The organism is Streptomyces sp. NPDC046759 (assembly GCF_040645475.1).
Classification (GTDB): domain Bacteria; phylum Actinomycetota; class Actinomycetes; order Streptomycetales; family Streptomycetaceae; genus Streptomyces.
In genome coordinates, this window is the sequence record NZ_JBEYYJ010000032.1 from 100,339 (window position 1) to 120,281 (window position 19,943).

At 73.1% G+C, this 19,943-nt stretch carries 16 protein-coding genes; 9 read left to right on the forward strand and 7 right to left on the reverse strand.

What is annotated here, in order from left to right; all coding sequences use genetic code 11:
* Positions 1–6 precede the first annotated feature (6 nt).
* The 3 genes from ABZ919_RS33615 (at position 7) to ABZ919_RS33625 (ending at position 4,350) form a co-directional block, all read left to right on the forward strand.
* Positions 7–2,463 carry a SpoIIE family protein phosphatase gene (locus ABZ919_RS33615; protein ID WP_361255377.1) on the forward strand — a complete coding sequence of 819 codons (2,457 nt, stop codon included), beginning with the start codon at positions 7–9 and terminating at the stop codon, positions 2,461–2,463.
* 121 nt (positions 2,464–2,584) lie between these two features.
* Positions 2,585–2,860, forward strand: coding sequence for a hypothetical protein (locus ABZ919_RS33620; RefSeq protein WP_361255380.1), 276 nt, complete (start codon positions 2,585–2,587; stop codon positions 2,858–2,860).
* Positions 2,857–4,350, forward strand: a complete 1,494-nt coding sequence (locus ABZ919_RS33625) for a cytochrome bc complex cytochrome b subunit (RefSeq protein WP_361255383.1) — start codon at positions 2,857–2,859, stop codon at positions 4,348–4,350. The genes ABZ919_RS33620 and ABZ919_RS33625 overlap by 4 nt, the downstream gene beginning before the upstream one ends.
* On the opposite strand, the gene ABZ919_RS33630 is transcribed toward ABZ919_RS33625, so the two are convergent.
* Together ABZ919_RS33630 and ctaD are read right to left on the reverse strand one after the other, a co-directional pair.
* Positions 4,286–4,669: a cytochrome c oxidase subunit 4 gene (locus ABZ919_RS33630; RefSeq protein ID WP_361255386.1), complete on the reverse strand. Its 384-nt coding sequence runs from the start codon at positions 4,667–4,669 to the stop codon at positions 4,286–4,288. The genes ABZ919_RS33625 and ABZ919_RS33630 overlap by 65 nt on opposite strands.
* Complete coding sequence (ctaD, locus tag ABZ919_RS33635; protein WP_361255389.1) at positions 4,666–6,330, reverse strand: cytochrome c oxidase subunit I; 1,665 nt, start codon at positions 6,328–6,330, stop codon at positions 4,666–4,668. Before ctaD ends, ABZ919_RS33630 begins: the two co-directional genes overlap by 4 nt.
* 112 nt (positions 6,331–6,442) lie before the next feature.
* On the opposite strand from ctaD, the gene ABZ919_RS33640 reads away from it, so the two are divergent.
* Entirely contained in the window at positions 6,443–6,811 is a 369-nt protein-coding gene (locus ABZ919_RS33640; protein ID WP_361255391.1) for a DUF6479 family protein, read from the forward strand.
* 617 nt (positions 6,812–7,428) lie between these two features.
* Here ABZ919_RS33640 and rfbC read toward each other — a convergent pair.
* The 4 genes from rfbC to ABZ919_RS33660 form a co-directional block, all read right to left on the reverse strand.
* Complete coding sequence (gene rfbC / locus ABZ919_RS33645; protein ID WP_361255431.1) at positions 7,429–8,037, reverse strand: dTDP-4-dehydrorhamnose 3,5-epimerase; 609 nt, start codon at positions 8,035–8,037, stop codon at positions 7,429–7,431.
* 465 nt (positions 8,038–8,502) lie between these two features.
* Positions 8,503–9,087, reverse strand: coding sequence for a hydrolase (locus ABZ919_RS33650; protein WP_361255394.1), 585 nt, complete (start codon positions 9,085–9,087; stop codon positions 8,503–8,505).
* Positions 9,088–9,094: 7 nt separating this feature from the next.
* Positions 9,095–10,501, reverse strand: a complete 1,407-nt coding sequence (locus ABZ919_RS33655) for an MFS transporter (RefSeq protein ID WP_361255396.1) — start codon at positions 10,499–10,501, stop codon at positions 9,095–9,097.
* A complete protein-coding gene (locus tag ABZ919_RS33660) occupies positions 10,498–10,935 on the reverse strand; it encodes a MarR family transcriptional regulator (RefSeq protein ID WP_361255399.1) in 438 nt (145 codons plus the stop codon). Before ABZ919_RS33660 ends, ABZ919_RS33655 begins: the two co-directional genes overlap by 4 nt.
* A gap of 164 nt (positions 10,936–11,099) precedes the next feature.
* Here ABZ919_RS33660 and ABZ919_RS33665 point away from each other — a divergent pair, with 164 nt between their 5' ends.
* The 4 genes from ABZ919_RS33665 to ABZ919_RS33680 all read left to right on the forward strand — a co-directional run bounded on the left by ABZ919_RS33665 (position 11,100) and on the right by ABZ919_RS33680 (position 16,128).
* On the forward strand, positions 11,100–14,141 hold the full coding sequence (locus tag ABZ919_RS33665) for an FAD-linked oxidase C-terminal domain-containing protein (protein WP_361255402.1): 3,042 nt from the start codon (positions 11,100–11,102) through the stop codon (positions 14,139–14,141).
* A 61-nt stretch (positions 14,142–14,202) separates the two neighbouring features.
* Positions 14,203–15,204 (forward strand): SDR family oxidoreductase, encoded by a 1,002-nt coding sequence (locus ABZ919_RS33670; protein ID WP_361255405.1) that lies wholly within the window; start codon positions 14,203–14,205, stop codon positions 15,202–15,204.
* A 189-nt stretch (positions 15,205–15,393) separates the two neighbouring features.
* The gene (locus tag ABZ919_RS33675) at positions 15,394–15,894 is read left to right on the forward strand and encodes a metallophosphoesterase (RefSeq protein ID WP_361255408.1); all 501 of its coding nucleotides are present in this window, start codon (positions 15,394–15,396) and stop codon (positions 15,892–15,894) included.
* Between the two features lie 78 nt (positions 15,895–15,972).
* On the forward strand, positions 15,973–16,128 hold the full coding sequence (locus tag ABZ919_RS33680; protein ID WP_361255410.1) for a hypothetical protein: 156 nt from the start codon (positions 15,973–15,975) through the stop codon (positions 16,126–16,128).
* Between the two features lie 29 nt (positions 16,129–16,157).
* Here the strand turns inward: ABZ919_RS33680 and ABZ919_RS33685 are convergent, their stop codons facing one another.
* On the reverse strand, positions 16,158–17,261 hold the full coding sequence (locus ABZ919_RS33685) for an XdhC family protein (RefSeq protein WP_361255413.1): 1,104 nt from the start codon (positions 17,259–17,261) through the stop codon (positions 16,158–16,160).
* Positions 17,262–17,739: 478 nt separating this feature from the next.
* Here ABZ919_RS33685 and ABZ919_RS33690 point away from each other — a divergent pair, with 478 nt between their 5' ends.
* Positions 17,740–19,737, forward strand: a complete 1,998-nt coding sequence (locus ABZ919_RS33690; RefSeq protein ID WP_361255416.1) for a translation factor GTPase family protein — start codon at positions 17,740–17,742, stop codon at positions 19,735–19,737.
* Positions 19,738–19,943: the final 206 nt, after the last annotated feature.

Below are 19,943 nucleotides of genomic sequence, written 5' to 3' on the forward strand. Positions count from 1 at the left end.
GCTGTAATGGCGAACGTGGTGAGGAGTGAGGGCACTGCGGTCAGCAGTACGAGGACGGAGCGTGCCGAAGCCGCTCTGGACGCGCTCACCGCGTCGCCCGTCACACCCGACCGGCCGCGCCGGATCCTCGAACAGGCGCTGGTGTTCGCCGGGGCGGCCTTCGCCGGTGTCTACACGCCCGGTGACGACCCCTCCCAGCTGTCCCTGGCCGAGTCGGCGGGCCTGCCGCGCACCCTGTACGGGCTGCGCGACGGGTATCCGACCGCCGGCGGCTCACCGGTCGCCGAGGCCCACCGCACCGGACACCCGCTCTGGCTCGGCCCCGAGCAGCTGGCCGACTGCCCCGAGGCCCGGCGCACCCCGTCCGCGGACTTCTCCGTGGCCGTGCTGCCGCTCGCCCCCCGGGGCGGCGGCTGTCTGCTGGCCGTCACCGAGCACCTCGGCGGTTTCGGCGCCGACGACCGCGCCTGCCTGGCGCTCATCGCCCGCGCCATCGCCGTACCCGCGGCCGCGCCCGAGGGCGACACCGGGGAACTGTCGCCGGACGCCTTCAGCCTGGCCATGGAGAGCGGCCGGGTCGAGGTCGGGGACGACCTCCTGCGCCTGTTCGGGCTCACCCGGGACGACTTCGACGGCCGGGTCGAGACCCTGCTGGCGCTCACGGTGCCCGAGGACCTGCCCGCGCTGATGTCCGTGGTCGAGGCCGACCACATGTCCATCGGCGAACGCGAGCTGGAGTTCCGCGTCCTGCAGGCCTCCGGACCGCCCAAGTGGCTGCGGCTGCGTGGCCGGCTGCTGCCCACCGGTGAGGGCCGCTCCGCCCGGCTCGTCGGCACCGTCGCCGACGCCTCCACCCTGCGTTCCGACGTCACCGACGTCGCCCGGGTGCAGCGTCTGGCCGCCGCCCTCGCCACCGCCACCACCGTCAAGGACGTCGGCGAGGCCGTCGTCGCCGCACTGCGCGGGCCGCTGAAGGCCGACCGGCTGGCGCTCGCCGAGCTGGAGAACGACCGGCTCGTCGTCACCGTCCTCGACCCGCCGGACCCCGAGGCCTGGCCCGAGGTGTGGCGCACCGAGTGGCGCACCGAGTGGCCCGACGCGCCGGTACGCGCCATGCCGACCCTGGCCGCCGCGCTGCGCGAGGGCCGTTCCCGGATCTGGCCGGCCGGCACCAGCCTGGAACCCGCCCTCGCCGACGTCGGACCCGGCGGACTCGCCGTGCTGCCGCTGCCCGCCGGCGGCCGCATGGCCGGCGCCTGCCTGATCGGCTGGGACCGCCCGCACGACTTCAGCCCCGACGAACGCGCCCTGCTCACCGCCTGCGCCGGCCTCGCCGGGCAGGCCCTGCTGCGCGCCCACGCCTTCGACGCCGAGCACGAACTCGTCGGCATGCTGCAGCGGACCCTGCTGCCACGCCGCCTGCCCCGGCTGCCCGGCGCGGTCGCCGTCGCCCGGTACCTGCCGACCACCGCCGGACTGGAGGTCGGCGGCGACTGGTACGACGTGATTCCGCTCGCCGACCACCACGTCGCCCTCGTCATCGGTGACGTGCAGGGCCACAACGCGGGCGCCGCCACCCTGATGGGCCAGATGCGCACCGCGCTGCGGGCCTACGCCGCCGAGGGGCACAGCCCGGACGTGGTCGTCGCGCACGCCAACCGGCTGCTGCTGGACATGGAGACCGACCTGTTCGCGACCTGCGCCTACGTCGACGTCGACATGGAGGAGGGCACCGCCTGGTGCGTGCGGGCGGGCCACCTCCAGCCGGTGCTGCGCCACCCGGACGGCACGACCGAGATCGTGCGGGCCGAGGGCGGGCCCCCGCTCGGCGTGCTCGCCCAGGCCGAGTTCCCGATGACCCCGCTGCGGCTGCTGCCGGGCACGGTGATCGCGCTCACCACCGACGGCCTGGTGGAGTCGCCGGACGAGGACATCGACGTCGGCATGGACCGGCTCGCCACGGAACTGGCGGGCGCCGATCCCGCGCACCTCGGTCTGGTCGCCGATGCGCTGCTCACCGGCGCCCACCGTGACGACGACGTCGCCCTGCTGCTGATGCGCTACGACGGCATGGCCGTGCGCCCGCTGCGCGAGAGCTGGACGGTGTGGCGGGTACCGGAGGCGGTCCGGCACGCCCGCCGCTTCACCCGGCGCACGCTGCGCACCTGGGGCGTTTCGCCCGACACCCTGGAGACGGCTCTGCTGGTGGTCTCCGAACTCGTCACCAACGCCCTCGTCCACACCGGCGGCCAGGTCCGCCTCGACCTCAGCCTGGTCAACCACCGGCTGCGGCTCGCCGTCGCCGACGCCTCCCCGCGCAGCCCCGTCAAGCCCACCAGCATCGGCTGGGAGGCCACCGGCGGCCGGGGCATCCTCCTGGTGGAAGCGGTGTCGGCGGCCTGGGGAACGCTCCCGGTCAGCGGCGGCAAACAGGTGTGGGCGGACCTGGTACCCGGCGACTGACCCCACGACCGGCCTCGGGACCGCCCTGCCGCCGCGGCCTGACCGCCACATGGGTGCGTTTCGGCTGGTTGGAGAGGCTTGGGGAGGCGCATCGCGGAACCGGTGCCTAGGGTCGATTGGTGTGGCACACACCTTCGACGAACTCGTGCAGAAGCAGCGCGCGGCCGAAGCGGCCCACGCTACGGTCGAGGAGCTGCGGGACGCGTACGGCCCGCCGGCCGAGCGGCGGATGACCGGCGCCCAGTCGGGTACGTACGAGACGGCGCTGCGCGCCTGGCGGGATCTGGCCCGGGACGTGCAGACCGCGGTGAGCGAGTACGCGAAGGAGACGGGCCGGCCGCGCCCCGAGGTCGAGGCCGAGGTGGCGCACGCGGCGGCCGCCCCGGACGAGCGGTGAGACGGGCGGGCGAGCGCGCCGAACGTCTCGCCACCGCGCTCGACGCCCGGCTGCCGCTGAGCCAGGGCGGCTCGCTGCTGCGCAAGGCGTTCCCCGAGCACTGGTCCTTCCTGCTCGGTGAGATCGCGCTGTACAGCTTCATGGTGCTGCTCGTGACCGGGGTGTGGCTGACGCTGTTCTTCGAGCCGGGCATGCGCGAGGTCGTCTACTCGGGCCCCTACGCGCCGTTGCGCGGGGTGCTCGTGTCGCAGGCCTTCGACTCCACCCTGCACATCAGCTTCGACGTGCGCGGCGGGCTGCTGATGCGGCAGACCCATCACTGGGCGGCTCTGGTCTTCGTCGCCGCGATCGGGCTGCACATGCTGCGGATCTTCTTCACCGGAGCCTTCCGCCGGCCGCGCGAGGCGAACTGGGCGATCGGGGTGACCCTGTTCGCCGTGTCGCTCGCCGAGGGTTTCGCCGGCTACTCGCTCCCCGACGATCTGCTCTCGGGCACCGGGCTGCGCATCGCGCAGACCATCATGCTGTCGATCCCGGTCGTGGGCACGTACCTGGCCTTCTTCGCCTTCGGCGGCCAGTGGCCCGGCATGGAGATCATCGGCCGCCTGTACGCCCTGCACATCCTGCTGCTGCCCGGCCTCCTCATCGCCCTGGTCACCGTCCACCTGATCCTGGTGTTCCAGCTCAAGCACACGCAGTGGCGCGGTCCCGGCCACACCCACCGCAACGCCGTCGGCAAGCCCCTGTTCCCGCAGTTCGCGGGCTCCTCCATCGGCCTGTCCCTCACCGTCGGCGGCGTCCTGGTGCTCCTCGCGGGCATCGCGCAGATCAACCCGGTCTGGAACTACGGCCCCTACCGCGCCGACCAGGATTCCACCGCCTCCCAGCCCGACTGGTACGTCGGCTTCCTGGAGGGCTCGCTGCGGCTCGTGCCGCCCTGGGAGACGAACTTCGCCGGGCACACGCTGATGTGGAACGTGCTGCTCCCGGCCGTGGTCCTGCCCTTCCTGCTGTTCGCCGTGCTCTACGCGTACCCGTTCGTCGAGCAGCGCCTGACCGGGGAGTGGCACCGCGAGCAGTACCTGTGCGACCGGCCCCGCGAGCGCCCCGTCCGCACCGGCCTCGGCGTGGCGGGCGCGGTGTTCTACGGCGTGCTGCTGCTGGCCGGCGGCAACGACGTCATCGCCCAGACCTTCCGGGTCTCCGTCAACGCCATCACCTGGCTGCTGCGCATTGCCCTCGTGGTGGGACCGGTGCTCGCCTTCCTGGTCACCCGGTGGCTGTGCCGGGCCCTGACGGCGGCGGAGAACGAGCGGCTGGCCGAGGGCGTGCCCACGGGCGAGATCCGGCAGAGCGTCACCGGCGCCTACGAGACCGATCACGAGCCCGTCGAGACGTTCCGGCCCGGCGCCCCGCGCAGGACACTCACCGGTGCGCGTACTGGAAGACCATCCCGAACACCCCACGCGCCAGAACGCCCAGGCCGATGAGGAACAGCCACAGCCCGTAGACCACGCCGGTCGCCGTCAGAGCGAAACCCAGCGCGGTGACGATCGGCCACACGCTCTCGTCGGGGAAGAACGCCACGGGCCCCGCCGCGTCCGCCACTTCCGCCTCGGTGCGGTCCTGCGCCCGCGGTCCCCGGCGCCGGTACTGGATCAGGCAGAAGAACGCGATCAGTCCGGACATCCCGCACGCGACGACCAGCGCGACCGTGCCCGCCTCCTCTCCCGACCACAGCCCGTACAGCGCGGCGGACCCGCCGAAGAACAGCGCGACCCCGCCGAACAGCACCGCCTCCGCCTTCATCGCGCCAGCTCCTCTCCGGCCGGGGCCTCGACCTCCGGATGGTGCAGGTCGAAGGCGGGCGACTCCGAGCGCACCCGGGGCAGGGCCAGGAAGTTGTGCCGCGGCGGCGGGCAGGACGTCGCCCACTCCAGGCCGCGGCCCCACCCCCACGGGTCGTCCACGGTGACTCGCTCGCCCTTGGCGGCGGTGCGCCACACGTTGTAGAGGAACGGCAGGGTGGAGATGCCCAGCAGGAACGCGCCCGACGAGGACAGGGTGTTGAGCAGGGTGAAGCCGTCCGCGGGCAGGTAGTCGGCGTACCGGCGGGGCATCCCCGCCTCGCCGAGCCAGTGCTGCACCAGGAAGGTCAGCTGGAAAGCGGGGAACAGCAGCCAGAAGTGCAGCTTGCCGAGCCGCTCGTCCAGCATCTTGCCGGTGAACTTCGGCCACCAGAAGTAGAACCCGGCGAACATCGCGAACACCACCGTGCCGAACAGCACATAGTGCAGATGCGCCACGATGAAGTAGGTGTCGGTCAGATGGAAGTCCAGCGGCGGCGAGGCGATCAGCACCCCGCTCAGCCCGCCCAGCAGGAAGGACACCAAAAAGCCCATCGCCCACAGCATGGGCGTCTCGAACGACACCGAGCCGTGCCACATCGTGCCGATCCACGCGAAGAACTTGATCCCCGTGGGCACCGCGATCAGGAACGACATGATGGAGAAGAACGGCAGCAGCACCGCCCCGGTGGCGAACATGTGATGCGCCCACACCACCGCCGACAGCATGGTGATCGCGATCGTGGCCCCGATCATCGGCAGATAGCCGAACAGCGGCTTGCGGGAGAACACCGGAACGATCTCCGAGATGATGCCGAAGAACGGCAGCGCCACGATGTAGACCTCAGGATGCCCGAAGAACCAGAACAGGTGCTGCCACAGCAACGCGCCCCCGTCCGCCGCGTCGAAGACGTGCGCCTGGAACTTCCGGTCCGCCTCCAGCGCCAGCAGCGCCGCCGTGAGCACCGGGAACGCCGGCAGGATCAGGATCGAGGTGAACAGCACGTTCCAGGTGAAGATCGGCATCCGGAACATCGTCAGGCCCGGCGCGCGCAGCGAGAGGATCGTGGCGACGAAGTTCACCGCGGTCAGCGTCGTCGACACGCCCGAGACCACCAGCCCCATCGCCCACAGGTCGCCTCCGGCGCCGGGGGAGAAGTAGGAGCTGTTCAGCGGCGCGTAGGCGAACCAGCCGAACGCGGCCGGCCCGCCGGGCACCACGAAGCCGGAGACCACCATCAGGCCGCCGAACAGGTACATCCAGTACGACAGCGCGTTCAGCCGGGGGAAGGCGAGGTCGGGAGCGCCGATCTGCAACGGCATCACGGCGTTGGCGAACCCGGCGAACATCGGGGTCGCGAACAGCAGCATCATGATCGTGCCGTGGATCGTGAAGAACTGGTTGTAGCCGTGCTCGCTCAGGAACTGCAGACCCGGCCGGGCGAGTTCCGCCCGCATCCCGAGCGCGAGCAGCCCCGCCAGCAGGAAGAAGCAGAACGCCGTGACCATGTAGAGCCGGCCGATCACCTTGTGGTCGGCGGTGGAGATCCAGCGCAGCAGGCCCCGGCCGGGACGCGGGGCGGGCGCCGTGTAGCGCGCGACGACCTCGCTGATGTCCGACATTTCCGGTAGTTCCGTCATCGTGGGCGACGCTACCCTCGTGCGCTGCGGCCCCCGGCGCGCCACGCCTCGCACCCGGAGTCGTATCCGCCGCTCGGCCGGGTACCCGGCGGACATGAACTTCGCGATGTACGCAGCAGCCTCGGGTGCCCAGGCGTTCGGATACGTCCTCATCCTGCTCGCGGGGGTCGCCTGTGTCGCCGGACTGATCTGGGCGTTCCGCTTCGGTTTCAAGGTGCGCCAGAACGAATCCGCGCCGCCGCGACCCGACGAGCAGCCCACGGTGCCGCCGTCCGGCCCGGTCCGCGAGACCCTCGAGATGCGCGAACCGGACGAGGTGCCCCGGGCCGCGGACGGCGGCGAGCGGCTCACCCCCCACCAGGTCGGCAACGCCCGTAGCCGGCGCGCCGACGACCAGCGCCGTCCGCGCTGGTCGCCCGGTTCCAGCGGGTCCTTCGGGGGCGGAGGCGGCGGCCGCACCTGAGCGGGGGCGGCGTTTGCCGCCGCGTCCCGCGGGGACCCGCTGAGGCACAGTCCCCAGCCGGCGCGCGGGGCCGGCGGACCGGCCCGCCGACGCCCGGCACAGCAAGCACGACCCAGAAGGAAGATGGACGACGTGACCGCGCAGCCCACTGACAAACCCGCCCTGCGCTACGCCGAGACCGGGTGGGCGAAGGCTCGCCGGCGGCGGAACCGGGGCGTGCGGACCTGCCTCCCTGCCGTGGCGCAGCGCACGTCGGCGCAGCGGCAGAGCACCGGGTCCGAGGACAACATAGTGCGCGGAGTGGACTGAACCGGCGGGACGGGAAGCGGTCCTCGTGCCGAGACGCCGGGGGCCCATGCCGGCCAGGCGGCGCACTTCGCCGCCGAGTCGCAGGCCTCCAAGGCCTCCTTCCGGCCCGCCGGCCTGGCCCGCGACCGCACCCACGACCTGGATGTCCAGGTCATCCGTGCTCCGTCTGCTGGGCGCACCAGGCCGTCGAGCCGCAGGAGTTCCCTGCAGCCGGCTTCCGGCAGCCGCCGGCGGTGACACGCGACCGGGGCACGACACGCTTTCGTGGCCGCGAGCCGCCGCGCCTACAGGCCGGCTCCTCTACGTCGTCAACCGCTGAACTCCCCCGAGCGCAGCCGCCGGTAGTGGGCCGAGCAGTCCGCGTACGAGGGCAGCAGCCCGGACCGCTCCGCCTCGGACAGCGACGGCGCCTCGGCGTCCTTGTCCGACAGCACCGGCTCGACGCCCTCCGGCCAGGCGATGCCCAGCGCCGGGTCGAGCGGGTGGAGCCCGTGCTCGCGCTGCGGGGCGTACCCGGCCGAGCACAGGTACACCACCGTGGCATCGTCGGTGAGCGCCATGAAGGCGTGCCCGAGGCCCTCGGCGAGGAACATCGCGCGCCGGGTGTCGTCGCCCAGCCGTACGGCCTCCCACTGCGCGTAGGTGGGGGAGCCGACGCGGATGTCCACCACCACGTCGAGGACGGCACCGCGCACACACGTCACGTACTTGGCCTGCCCGGGTGGCACGTCGGCGAAGTGGATGCCGCGCAGCGCACCCCGCCGGGACACCGAGCAGTTGGCCTGGGCGAGCGTGAAGTCGTACCCGGTGGCCTCGCGGAACTCCGCGGCCCGGTACCACTCGTGGAAGCTGCCCCGGTCGTCCGGGAACGCCTGGGACTCCAGCACCCAGGCGTCGCCTATCCCCAGTTGCCGCACGCCGTCACGCCTTCCCTGTCGTGGTGGTCGTTGGATCTCTCCGTACCCGGCCGAGCGGCCGCCGAGCCGGGCGTCCAGCCGGCGCAAGCGGCCGGGCGCCGACGGGCGGAGCACCTCGGCGGCACCGCGCGTGCGGTCCACCCGCAGCGGCAGCTTCCAGATCCGTCCCCCGGCCGGGTACGGCTCGCTGCGTCCCAGGGCGTTGCGCGGCTCCTGCGCGGGCAGGCCGGGCCTGCGGCAGCGCATGGGTGCCGCCGGCGGGCGTGAGCGCCCGCCCGGTCGGTCGTCCGGTCCGGGGCACCGATCGGGCGGACGGGGGCGGTGACGCTGACCTTGACCGGCATCCGGCTCCAACCCCCCTCGGTTCGCCTGCCGTTGTGGTGCGGTGGCGTGGCCGAATGCTAACCGGCCCCTTGCACGGATGTGCGGATATCGCCGCTCAGCCGCAAGGGACCGGACGGACGGTCAGGAGCGGGTCTTGGCGAGCAGCTCCAGCACCTCGGCGGTGGTGCCGCTCTCGCCGAGCCGCGGGAAGATCCGCTCGACGCTGTTGGCGTGCGCCGCGGCTTCGGCGTCGGCCATCGCGTCGGTGGCGAGGGTGACGTGGTAGCCGTGGGCGTAGGCGTCGCGGGCGGTGGACTCCACGCCGATGCTGGTGGCGATGCCGGTCAGCACGATCTGGGTGATGCCGCGGCGGCGCAGCTGGACGTCGAGGTCGGTGCCGTGGAAGGCGCTCCAGTTGTGCTTGGTGACGTGGATGTCACCGGGGTGGCCGGACAGCTCGTCGACGATGACGTCCCAGCCCTCGGGGAAGGCGAGGCCGCGTGGCTGGCGCTCGGTGCGGCCGGGGACGGCGTCGGCGCCGTCGGCGGCGAAGGACACCCGGACCAGGACCACGGGCAGTCCCTGCGCGCGGAAGGCGTCGGCGAGTCCAGCGGTGCGGGAGATGACGTCCGAGGCCGCGTGCGGCTGCACGGGCATGGCCGCGATGCCGTTCTGCAGGTCGATCGCGACGAGGGCGGTACGGGGGTCGAGCGTGGTGAGCGACATGAGTCGGTCAGGCCTTTCCGGTGGTTCGGCGGGTGGTGGGGGTGAGCCGGCCCAGGGAGCGGTCCGGCAGGGTCGTCGCCAGCAGCAGGGCGGAGCCGGCGAGCATGAACAGGGCCAGGCCGTGCAGCCCGGCCGTGTCGGCGCGGTGCGGGTAGAACGCCGCGGTGGCGGCGGACGCGCCCAGCGCGCCGAGGTACATGAAGGTCCGCAGCAGCCCGGCCGCGGAGGCGATCCGCTCCGGATCGGCCTGCCGGTACAGGGCGTTCTGCGTGGCCAGGCCGATGAGGCCCTGCGGGACGCCGAGCAGTGCGCCGACCGCGAGGAGCAGCCACAGCCCGCTGCCGGCCCGCACGAGAAGGAGCAGGGCGCAGCCCGCGACCTGCAGCGCGGAGCCGGCGAGCAGCTTGGTGCGCACCGCCTCCCGGCGCCCGGTGAGCGTGGACACGATCAGCGCGGACACCGACAGCGGCAGCAGCATCAGACCGGCGGTGGAGGCGCCGAGCCCGCGCCCCTGCTCCAGCCACTGCGTGTAGCCGTACATGAAGGCGTAGGAGGTGGTGTAGGCGAGCAGTTGCCTCAGGTAGGTGGCGAGCAGCGGGCCGTTGCCGCCGAGGACGCGCAGGTCGACGAACGGGTCCGGCACCCGCAGCTCGCGCACCGCGAAGCACGTGCCTGCGGCGGCCGACAGCACGAGTAGGTACCAGCGGTCCGCGCGCGGGTCCATCAAGAACAGCATCAGCGCGGCCAGCAGGAGCGCGAACAGCGCCATGCCGGGCAGGTCGACGCGGCGCGGACGGGTCGTGGACCGGGGCAGCCGCAGGGTGCCGAGCACCAGGCAGGCCGCCGAGAGCGGCACGTTGACGGTGAACACGGCACGCCAGCCGCCCAGTCCGATCAGCAGGCCGCCGAGCGCGGGCCCGACGACGGCCACCGTCTGGTTGGCGACGGCCAGTGCCGCCAGCACCCCGGCAGGGCTGTCCTGCCCGGTGCGTTCCGCCTCGCTGCGGGTCAGGCGCATGGCCGCCGGGTACGCCGCCGACGTCCCGAGACCCAGCAGCACCCGCGCCGCGATCAGGGCGCCCAGCGAGGGCGCGAGCGCGCCGAGCAGACCGGCGACGCCCACCAGGGCCGTACCGGCGAGATAGAGCCGGCGCGGGCCGTACATGTCCACCAGACGGCCGATGACGGGCTGCCCGACGGCCGTGGCCAGGTAGAGCGCCGACACCAGCCAGGCGGTCTCGGCGGGCGGGGCCCCGAAGGCGACGCCGATCGGCACCAGGGCCACGGCGATCATCGAGGAGTTGACCGGGTTGAGGACCGATCCGACCAGCATCGGCGGGATCAGCCGGCGGTCGAAACCGGCGGGGGAGGGGCGGGCCGCCGTGCCGGTGCGTCCGCTGAGCCTCGGTATCACGGCTGCGACAGCCGTTCCATCAGCTCCAGTGCCGCAAGAACGGTCTGCCGCTCCTGCTCGGTGTAGCGGTCCTGGAAGGCGCGGGCCAGCCACTCCTCGCGCACCTGCCGGTTGCCCTCGACGCGGGCCCGGCCCGCGTCGGTCAGGGTGACCAGCTGCCGGCGGCCGTCCTGCGGGTCGGGAGCGCGCCTAATCAGCCCGTGGTGGTCGAGGGCGGCCAGCGTGGTCGCCATCGACTGCGGGCGCACGCCCTCCGCGGCGGCGAGCGCGCTGGCCGTGGCGGCTCCGTGTTTGCCGACCAGCGTGAGCGCCGACTCCTGGGAGGGGCTGAGGTCGGTGTCCTGTGCGACCTCGCGGATGCGGCGCCGCAGCCGGCTGAACACCACGCGCAGATCGCGCGCGGCGCGGGCGGCGGAGTCGGAGATGTCAGCCATGCCCGTCACCCTAGGACCCGCAGCCCAAACTGTCCAGCCCAGGCTGCTCAGTTTTACTGTTCAGCCTTCCTGCTCAGACTTCCTGTTCAGTTTTGCCTGTCGGATTGCCGGGTACTCGCCCGGCCTCGGACAGGGCAGCACGTCGGTGAACAAAAGGAGGGCAGATGACCCCTGCGGACATGTCCGGCCTGGAGGCGGCCCTCGGCGCCGAGGTGGACGGCGAGGTCCGCTTCGACGCCGGCAGCCGCGGCGCCTACGCCACGGACGGTTCCAACTACCGGCAGGTCCCCCTGGGCGTGGTCGTCCCCCGCACGGTCGAGGCGGGGGCCCGGGCACTGGCGGTGTGCGCACGCTTCGACGCCCCCGTCCTCTCCCGGGGCGGTGGCACCAGCCTGGCCGGACAGTCGACCAACACCGCCGTGGTGATCGACTGGAGCAAGTACTGCAACCGGCTGATCTCCGTAGACCCCGAGCGGCGCACCTGTGTGGTGGAACCCGGGATCGTGCTCGACGAGCTCAACCACCGACTCGCCCCGCACAGGCTCCAGTTCGGGCCGAAACCCTCCACCCACACCCACTGCGCGCTCGGCGGCATGATCGGCAACAACTCCTGCGGCGCGTCCGCCCAGGCCTACGGCAAGACCGTCGACAACGTCCGCCGCCTGGAGATCCTCACCTATGACGGACTGCGTGCCTGGGTCGGTCCCACGCCTCCCGACGAGCGCGACCGGATCGTCGCCGCCGGCGGCCGGCTCGCCGAGATCTACTCCGGCCTCGATCGCATCGCCACCGAGTACCTCGCCGACATCCGCCGCGGCTACCCAAGGATCCCGCGCCGCGTCTCCGGCTACAACCTCGACTCGCTGCTGCCCGAGAACGGCTTCGACGTGGCCAAGGCACTCGTCGGCAGCGAGGGCACCCTGGTCACCGTCCTGCGCGCCGAACTCGACCTCGTTCCCGTGCCGCCGTACCAGTCGCTGCTGGTCCTCGGCTACGAGGACATCTGTGCCGCCGCCGACGACGTGTCGCTCCTGCTGGAGCACTGCTCGCCCACCCAACTGGAGGCGCTGGACGGCCGCATGGCGCAGCTGATGCGGGAGGAGGGCGCCTACCTCGACTCGCTCGCCGTGCTGCCCGAGGGCGACAGCTGGCTGATGGTGCAGTACAGCGGCGACAGCCAGGAGGACGTCGACGCGCAGGCCCACTCCCTGCTGCGGGCCATCGGCCGCGACGAGAAGGACACGCGCGTGGCCTTCTCCGACGACCCCGAGCGCGAGCAGAAGATGCTCAGGGCCCGCGAGGCCGGACTCGGCGTCACCGCCCGCCCGCCGGACGACCGGGAGACCTGGGAGGGCTGGGAGGACTCCGCCGTACCTCCCGAACGGCTCGGCGACTACCTGCGCGACCTGAAGGAGCTGTTCGAGGAATTCGACTACGACCACCCTTCCCTGTACGGCCACTTCGGGCAGGGGTGCGTCCACACCCGCATCCCCTTCGGTCTGCGCACGGCCGACGGCGTGGCGCACTTCCGCCGCTTCGTGGAGCGCGCCGCCGACCTCGTCGCCTCCTACGGCGGCTCGCTGTCCGGCGAGCACGGCGACGGCCAGTCCCGCGGTGAACTGCTCACCCGCATGTTCGGCGAACGGCTCGTGACCGCCTTCGGCGAGCTCAAGGCCCTCTTCGACCCCCGCGACCGGATGAACCCGGGCAAGGTCGTCCGCCCCAACCCCGTCGACGGGCAGCTGCGGCTCGGCCCCGGCTGGCGGCCGGCGACCCCCGCCACCCACTTCGACTTCCCCGAGGACGAGCACTCCTTCAACCGGGCGGTGATGCGCTGCGTCGGGATCGGCAACTGCCGCAGCCACTCCGGCGGGGTGATGTGCCCGTCCTACCGGGCCACGAGGGAGGAGGAGCACTCCACCCGCGGGCGGGCCCGGCTGCTGTTCGAGATGCTCGACGGGCACGCCGACTCCGCGATCAAGGACGGCTGGCGGTCCACCGCCGTGCGCGATGCCCTCGATCTCTGCCTGGCCTGCAAGGGCTGCAAGTCCGACTGCCCGACCGGCGTGGACATGGCCACTCTCAAGGCCGAGTTCATGTCCCACCACTACGAGGGACGGATGCGACCTGTCGCGCACTACTCCCTGGGCTGGCTGCCCGTGTGGGCGAAGCTGTCCCGGATCTCCCCGGGCCTGGTCAACTCCGCGCTGCACGCGCCCGGTCTGGCCCGTGCGGGCAAGCGGCTGGCCGGCGTGGACGGGGCCCGCTCGGCGCCGCTGTTCGCCGAGGAGTCCTTCCAGCAGTGGTGGCGGGCCCGGGGCCGGGAGGAGCCGGACCCGGCCGACCCGCGCACCGTCCTGCTCTGGCCCGACACCTTCAGCAACTACTTCCACCCCGCGATCGCCGAGTCGGCCGTACGGGTGCTGGAGGACGCCGGATTCCGCGTCACCGTCCCCACCGAACCGGTGTGCTGCGGCCTGACCTGGATCTCCACCGGTCAACTCGCCCTCGCCAAGAGGGTGCTGACCCGCACCCTCGGCGTGCTGCGCCCCTACCTGGAGGCGGGCACGCCCGTCATCGGCCTCGAACCCTCCTGCACGGCCGTCTTCCGGGCCGACGCCCCCGAGCTGATGCCCGCCGACCAGGACGTGCAGCGGCTGGCCGGACAGGTCCGCACCTTCGCCGAACAGCTGGTCCACCACGCCCCCGACGGGTGGCGGCCACCGCAGCTCGCCCGGCAGGCGACCGTGCAGACCCACTGCCACCAGCACGCCATCATGAAGTTCGACGCCGACCGGGAACTCATGCGCCGCGCCCACCTCGACGCCGAGGTCCTCGACGAGGGCTGCTGCGGACTCGCCGGCAACTTCGGCTTCGAACGCGGCCACCACGAGGTCTCCATGGCCGTCGCCGAGCAGGGCGTACTGCCCGCCGTACGGGCAGCGGCGCCCGGCAGTCTGGTCCTCGCCGACGGTTTCAGCTGCCGCACCCAGATCGAGGAGGGCGGCACCGGCCGCGGCGCCCTGCACCTCGCCGAGGCCCTGGCGCTCGCCCTCGACGGCAACCTGCCCAGCGACCAGCCGGAACGCCTCGCCGACCGCCCCCGACCCCCGTCCCGGACCGCCCGCTGGGCGACGAGCGCCGCCACGGCCGCCCTTCCCGCGGGCGCCGTGCTCGGGCTGCGGCTGCTGCGGCGCCGGAGTTGAGGAACCCGGGCACACCGTCGGCGAAGTCGCAACGGACGAGCATGCGGAGGAAGAGAGGATCATGTCCCCCACCGTCGTCATCACCGGTGCCAGCGCCGGGATCGGCCGCGCCACCGCCCGCCTGTACGGCCGGCGCGGCGCCAACGTCGTCCTGGTCGCACGCGGAGAGGGCGGCCTCGCGGCCGCGGCCGACGAGGTCGCCGTCCTCGGCGGACGCCCCCTCGTGCAGGTGGCCGACGTGGCCGACCCGGCACAGACGGAGGCCGTCGCCCAGGCCGCGGAGAAGGAGTTCGGACCCGTCGACATCTGGATCAACTGCGCGTTCTCGTCCGTGTTCGCGCCGTTCGACGAGATCACCCCCGAGGAGTACCAGCGGATCACGGAGGTCACCTACCTCGGGTTCGTCAACGGCACCCGCTCGGCCCTGAAGCGCATGCTGCCCCGCGACCGGGGCACCATCGTGCAGGTCGGCTCGGCGCTCGGCGAGCGGTCGATCCCGCTGCAGTCGGCGTACTGCGGCGCCAAGCACGCCATCAACGGCTTCACCTCCTCGCTGCGCACGGAACTGCTGCACCGCGGCAGCAACGTGCACGTCACCGTCGCCCAGATGCCCGCCGTCAACACGCCCCAGTTCGAATGGGTGCGCTCCCGGCTGTCCAAGCACCCCATGCCGGTGCCGCCGATCTACCAGCCCGAGGTGGCCGCGCGCGGCGTGGTGTACGCGGCCGACCACCCGCGCCGCAAGCAGTACTACGTCGGCGCCACGACCGTCGCCACCGTCTGGGCCAACCGGCTCGTCCCGGCCCTGCTCGACCGCTACCTGGCCCGCACCGGTTTCGACTCCCAGCAGACCGACCGCATGCCGCCGGCCGGACTGGACAACCTCTTCGAACCCGTCGACCGGGCGCCCGGCCAGGACCAGGGCGCGCACGGCTCCTTCGACGACAGCGCGCACGCCCGCTCCTGGCAGGAGACCCTGGCCCGGCACCCCGCCGCCACCGCCCTGGGCGCGGGAGTGGCTGTGCTGGGCGCCGTACGCGCAGCCCGCCGGCTGACCGCCTGACCTGCCCGGGCGAGGGGAGGTCACAGACGGCGCAGAATCTCCAGCAGCGCGTCCGTGACGATTCCGGGCCGCTCCTGTCGGGTGCGGTGGCGGCACTCCGGCACGTCGACGACCCCCCTGGCAGGTGCGGCACGAGCGCCCGGGCGGCGTCGGCCGGCTCCGCACGGGGGGTCTGGCTACGCTGATCCCGTGCGCCTGCTCCTCATGTCCGACACCCACCTGCCGAAGCGGGCCAAGCGGCTCCCGGACGCGCTGCTGGCCGAACTCCCGCGGGCGGACGTCGTGTTCCACGCCGGTGACTGGGTCGACACCGCCACCCTGGACCTGCTGGAGAGCCGCAGCCGCCGGCTCATCGGGGTGTACGGCAACAACGACGGCCCCGAGCTGCGGGCCCGGCTCCCCGAGGTGGCGTACGCCGAGCTGGACGGCCTGCGCTTCGGCGTCGTGCACGAGACCGGCCCCGCCCAGGGCCGCGAGGCCCGCTGCGCCGCCCGTTTCCCCGACCTCGACGTCCTGGTCTTCGGACACAGCCACATCCCGTGGGACACCGCCGCCGCGACGGGCCTGCGCCTGCTCAACCCCGGCTCGCCGACCGACCGGCGCCGCCAGCCCCACTGCACCTACCTCCCCGCGACCCTCACCGACGGCGCGCGCACCGGCGTGACCCTGCACCGCCTGCCGCGGCGGTAACGGCCCCGCGGCACCAGCCCGGGTGATCGACTGCTCAAGCCGGCGTCCGAGCCGCGCGACGCGTGGTACCCGGCCCGCATGCCCGAGGCAACCGTCACCCGGCTCAGGCGCGTGAGCAGCACCGGGTCCTCGAGGTTCCACGGCGTGGCTCTGGTGTCGGCCCGCTTGTACGCGGCCGCCGCGTTGCTCGCCCTCGCGCTGTTGCCCGGGACCCTGTCGGCGGGGCGGCGATGACCTCGCGCCGGCCCCTCCGCCGAGCCCGTTCAGGAGGCCGCCGGGTGGATGGCTCCGGCGGTGGTGGTCAGGGGTGAGCCGCTGCCGCCCCAGCGCAGGGCGACGATCTCGGCGGCGACCGAGACGGCGACCTCCTCCGGCGTACGGGCCCCGAGGTCGAGCCCGAGCGGCGAGCGCAGGCGGGACAGTTCGGCCCCGGTGAGGCCGGCCTCGGCGAGCCGTTCGTGCCGTTCCTCGTGGGTGCGGCGGCTGCCCATCGCACCGATGTAGGCGGCCGGGCGGCGCAAGGCCTCCCGCAGCAGCGGCACGTCGAACTTGGGGTCGTGGGTGAGGACGCAGATCACCGTGCGGTCGTCGGTCTCGGTGCCGGCGAGGTAGCGGTGCGGCCAGTCGACCACCACCTCGGCGCCCGCCGGGAAGCGCCGGGGCGTGGCGAAGACCGGGCGGGCGTCGCAGACGGTGACCCGGTAGCCGAGGAAGTCGCCGATGCGGGCCACCGCGGCCGCGTAGTCGATCGCGCCGAAGACCAGCATGCGCGGTGGCGGGGCGAAGGACTGCAGGAACACGGTGACGGCGTCCTCACGGCGCTCGCCGTGCGGCCCGTAGTGCCTGAGGAGCGAGGCGCCGAGCGCCAGTTCGCCGCGCGCGTCGGCGGTGACGGCGGCGTCCAGGCCGCGCGCGCCGAGCGTGCCGGCCGTCCGGTCCGGCCAGACGGCGAGCGTGGTTCCGCGCGGCGCCGGGCCGTCCACCACCGTGGCCACCGTCACCGGCTCGCCCGCGCCGACCGAGGCGGCGACCGCACCCAGCGCCGGGTCCGATGCCGGTGTCACCGGCCGCACGAGCAGGGTGATCTCACCGCCGCAGGTCAACCCGACCGCGAACGCGTCCTCGTCGCTGTAGCCGAAGGTCTCCAGGCGGGCCTCGCCGCTCGCCGCCACCTCCTGCGCGAGCTCGAACACGGCCCCCTCCACACAGCCGCCGGACACACTGCCGACGACCTCGCCGTCCGGGCCCACCGCCATGGCCGCCCCCGGTCCGCGCGGCGCGCTGCGGCTGACCGCTACGACCGTGGCCAGCCCGAACGGGCTCCCGGCCGCGTGCCAGCGGGCCAGCGCCGGCAGAATCTCGCGCACGATCCGCTCCTCTCACCCGCTCCGCACCGGCATCGGCGCCGCGCACACCGCCGCCGGACGCGCCGGCGACGGCCGGGCCGCAGCAGGTCGGCAGGGACGTCCGACCCGCGCCGCCCCGGCACGGGCGCCTTCGTCGAGGGGCGCGTCCCGGTGCACGTCCGGGCGCACCCCGACCGCGGCACGGCCGAGGCCCGGCGGAACGCGTACAGCCGCGCGCTGCCCGCGTCGACGCCGGTCGCCCCCGGCTCAGCGGACGGATGGCCGGCCACCGGGCACGGTGTAGGTCACCCTACGGCTACGCCCCGGTCGCGGCGAGTGGTGTGGCGACGAGTCGTTGAGCATTAATCCATTGCCGCCGGCCGTCGGTGTCTGCTGCACTGCGCGGTGTCCGTCGTCACACAGAGAGGACCAGCGATGCGCACTGCGTGCATGTCCGCCCAGGAAGGAATCCACCTCGTGCCGAAGGACATCACGCTCAGTGCACCTGCTCAATCTCGGAATTCTCGCGCATGTCGACGCCGGTAAGACCAGCCTGACCGAACGCCTGCTGTACACCGCCGGGGTGATCGACGAGGTCGGCAGCGTCGACGCCGGCAGCACCACCACCGACACCCTCGCGCTGGAAAGGCGGCGGGGCATCACCATCAAGTCCGCCGTCGTGTCGTTCCCGCTCGACGGCGTCACCGTCAACCTGATCGACACCCCCGGGCACCCGGACTTCATCGCCGAGGTCGAGCGGGTGCTCGGCGTGCTCGACGGTGCCGTCCTGGTCGTCTCGGCCGTCGAGGGCGTCCAGGCGCAGACGCGGGTGCTCATGCGCACCCTGCGCCGGCTGGGGATCCCCACGCTGATCTTCGTGAACAAGATCGACCGGCGCGGTGCGGACGGCGATGCCGTGCTCGCCCGGATGGCCCGCACGCTGTCCGTGCCGCTCATCCCGATGGGGAGGCCCGCGGCACTCGGCACACCCGCCGCACGGTTCGTGCCCGGCCTCGGCCCGGCCGCGCCGGACGTGCTCGCCGACCACGACGACGACCTGCTCGCCGCGTACCTCGACGGCGCAGTGTCCGACGCCCGTCTGCACACCGCCCTCACCGCCCAGAGCCGGCGCGCACTGGTGCACCCGGTGTACTTCGGCTCCGCCGTCACGGGAGCCGGCGTGCCCGAGCTGACCGGCGGCATCGAGCGGCTGCTGCCCGCCGCCGGCGGCGACCCGGACGGCCCGCTGTCGAGCACGGTCTTCAAGGTCGAACGTGGCCCGGCGGGGGAGAAGGTGGCCTATGCCAGGATCTTCTCCGGCACCTTGCGCGTCCGCGACCGGATCCCGTTCGGGGACGGAAGGACGAAGGGGTACGGCACCCGGACTCGCCCGGAGGGCCGGGTCACCGGGATCAGTGTCTTCGAACGGGCTGCCGACGTACGGCGGGACAGCGCCGGCGCGGGGCGCATCGCCAAGGTGTGGGGGCTCGGCGAGGTCCGGATCGGCGACGCGCTCGGCCGGCCGGGGACGGCGTACGGGCACCACTTCGCGCCACCCACCCTGGAGACGGTCGTCGCGCCCGGCCCCGGCGCCGACCGGCGTTCGCTGCACCTCGCGCTCACCCAGCTCGCCGAACAGGATCCGCTGATCGGGGTGCGGCACGACGAGCTGCGCGGGGAGACCTCCGTGTCCCTCTACGGCGAGGTGCAGAAGCAGGTGATCCAGGCGACCCTCGCCGAGGAGTACGGCCTGGACGTCACCTTCCGCCGGACGACCACCCTGTGCATCGAACGGCCGGCCGGCACCGGGCACGCCGTGGAGTTCAACAAGAAGGACGCCAACCCGTTCCTGGCGACGGTGGGTCTGCGCGTGGAGCCCGCGCCGCCCGGCGCCGGCGTGGAGTTCCGGCTGGAGGTGGAGCTGGGCTCGATGCCGTACGCCTTCTTCAAGGCCGTGGAGGACACCGTCCGCGAGACGCTCGGCCAGGGACTGCACGGCTGGCAGATCCCCGACTGCACGGTCACCATGACCCACTGCGGCTACTCGCCCCGGCAGAGCCACGCCCACCAGGGCTTCGACAAGAGCATGTCGAGCACCGGCTACGACTTCCGGGGCCTGACCCCACTCGTCCTCACCGAGGCGCTGCGCCGGGCGGGCACCCTCGTGCACGAACCCGTGCACCGCTTCCGGCTCCAGGCCCCGGCGGACACGCTCGGTGCACTGCTGCCCGTGCTCGCCCGGCTCGGCGCCGTACCGGAGAGCACCGGCGCACTCGGCGCGTCCTGTGAGCTTCAGGGCACGGTGCCGGCCGCCCGGGCGCACGAACTGGAGCAGCGGGTGCCCGGGCTCACCCGGGGTGAGGGCGAGCTGGAGACGTCCTTCGACCACTACGCGCCGGTCACCCGCGGCACGGTCCCGCGGCGTCCGCGCACCGACCACAACCCGCTGAACCGCAAGGAGTACCTGCTCAACGTGAAGCGCAGGAAGGGGGAATGACCCATAGAGCTGACTGATAGTCAACTTACTGGTGGGTCAGAAGGTATTGACGCCGTCCCGACCTCACCGGACCGTGGTGGACATGCCGACTATCCGGGCGCGTCTGCTCGTCGTTCTGGTCGTCCTCAGCGGATTCCTCGCGGTGGCGGGCCTCCCCCCCCCCCCCCCCCCCCCCCCCCCCCCCCCCCGCACCCCAAAAACGGAAA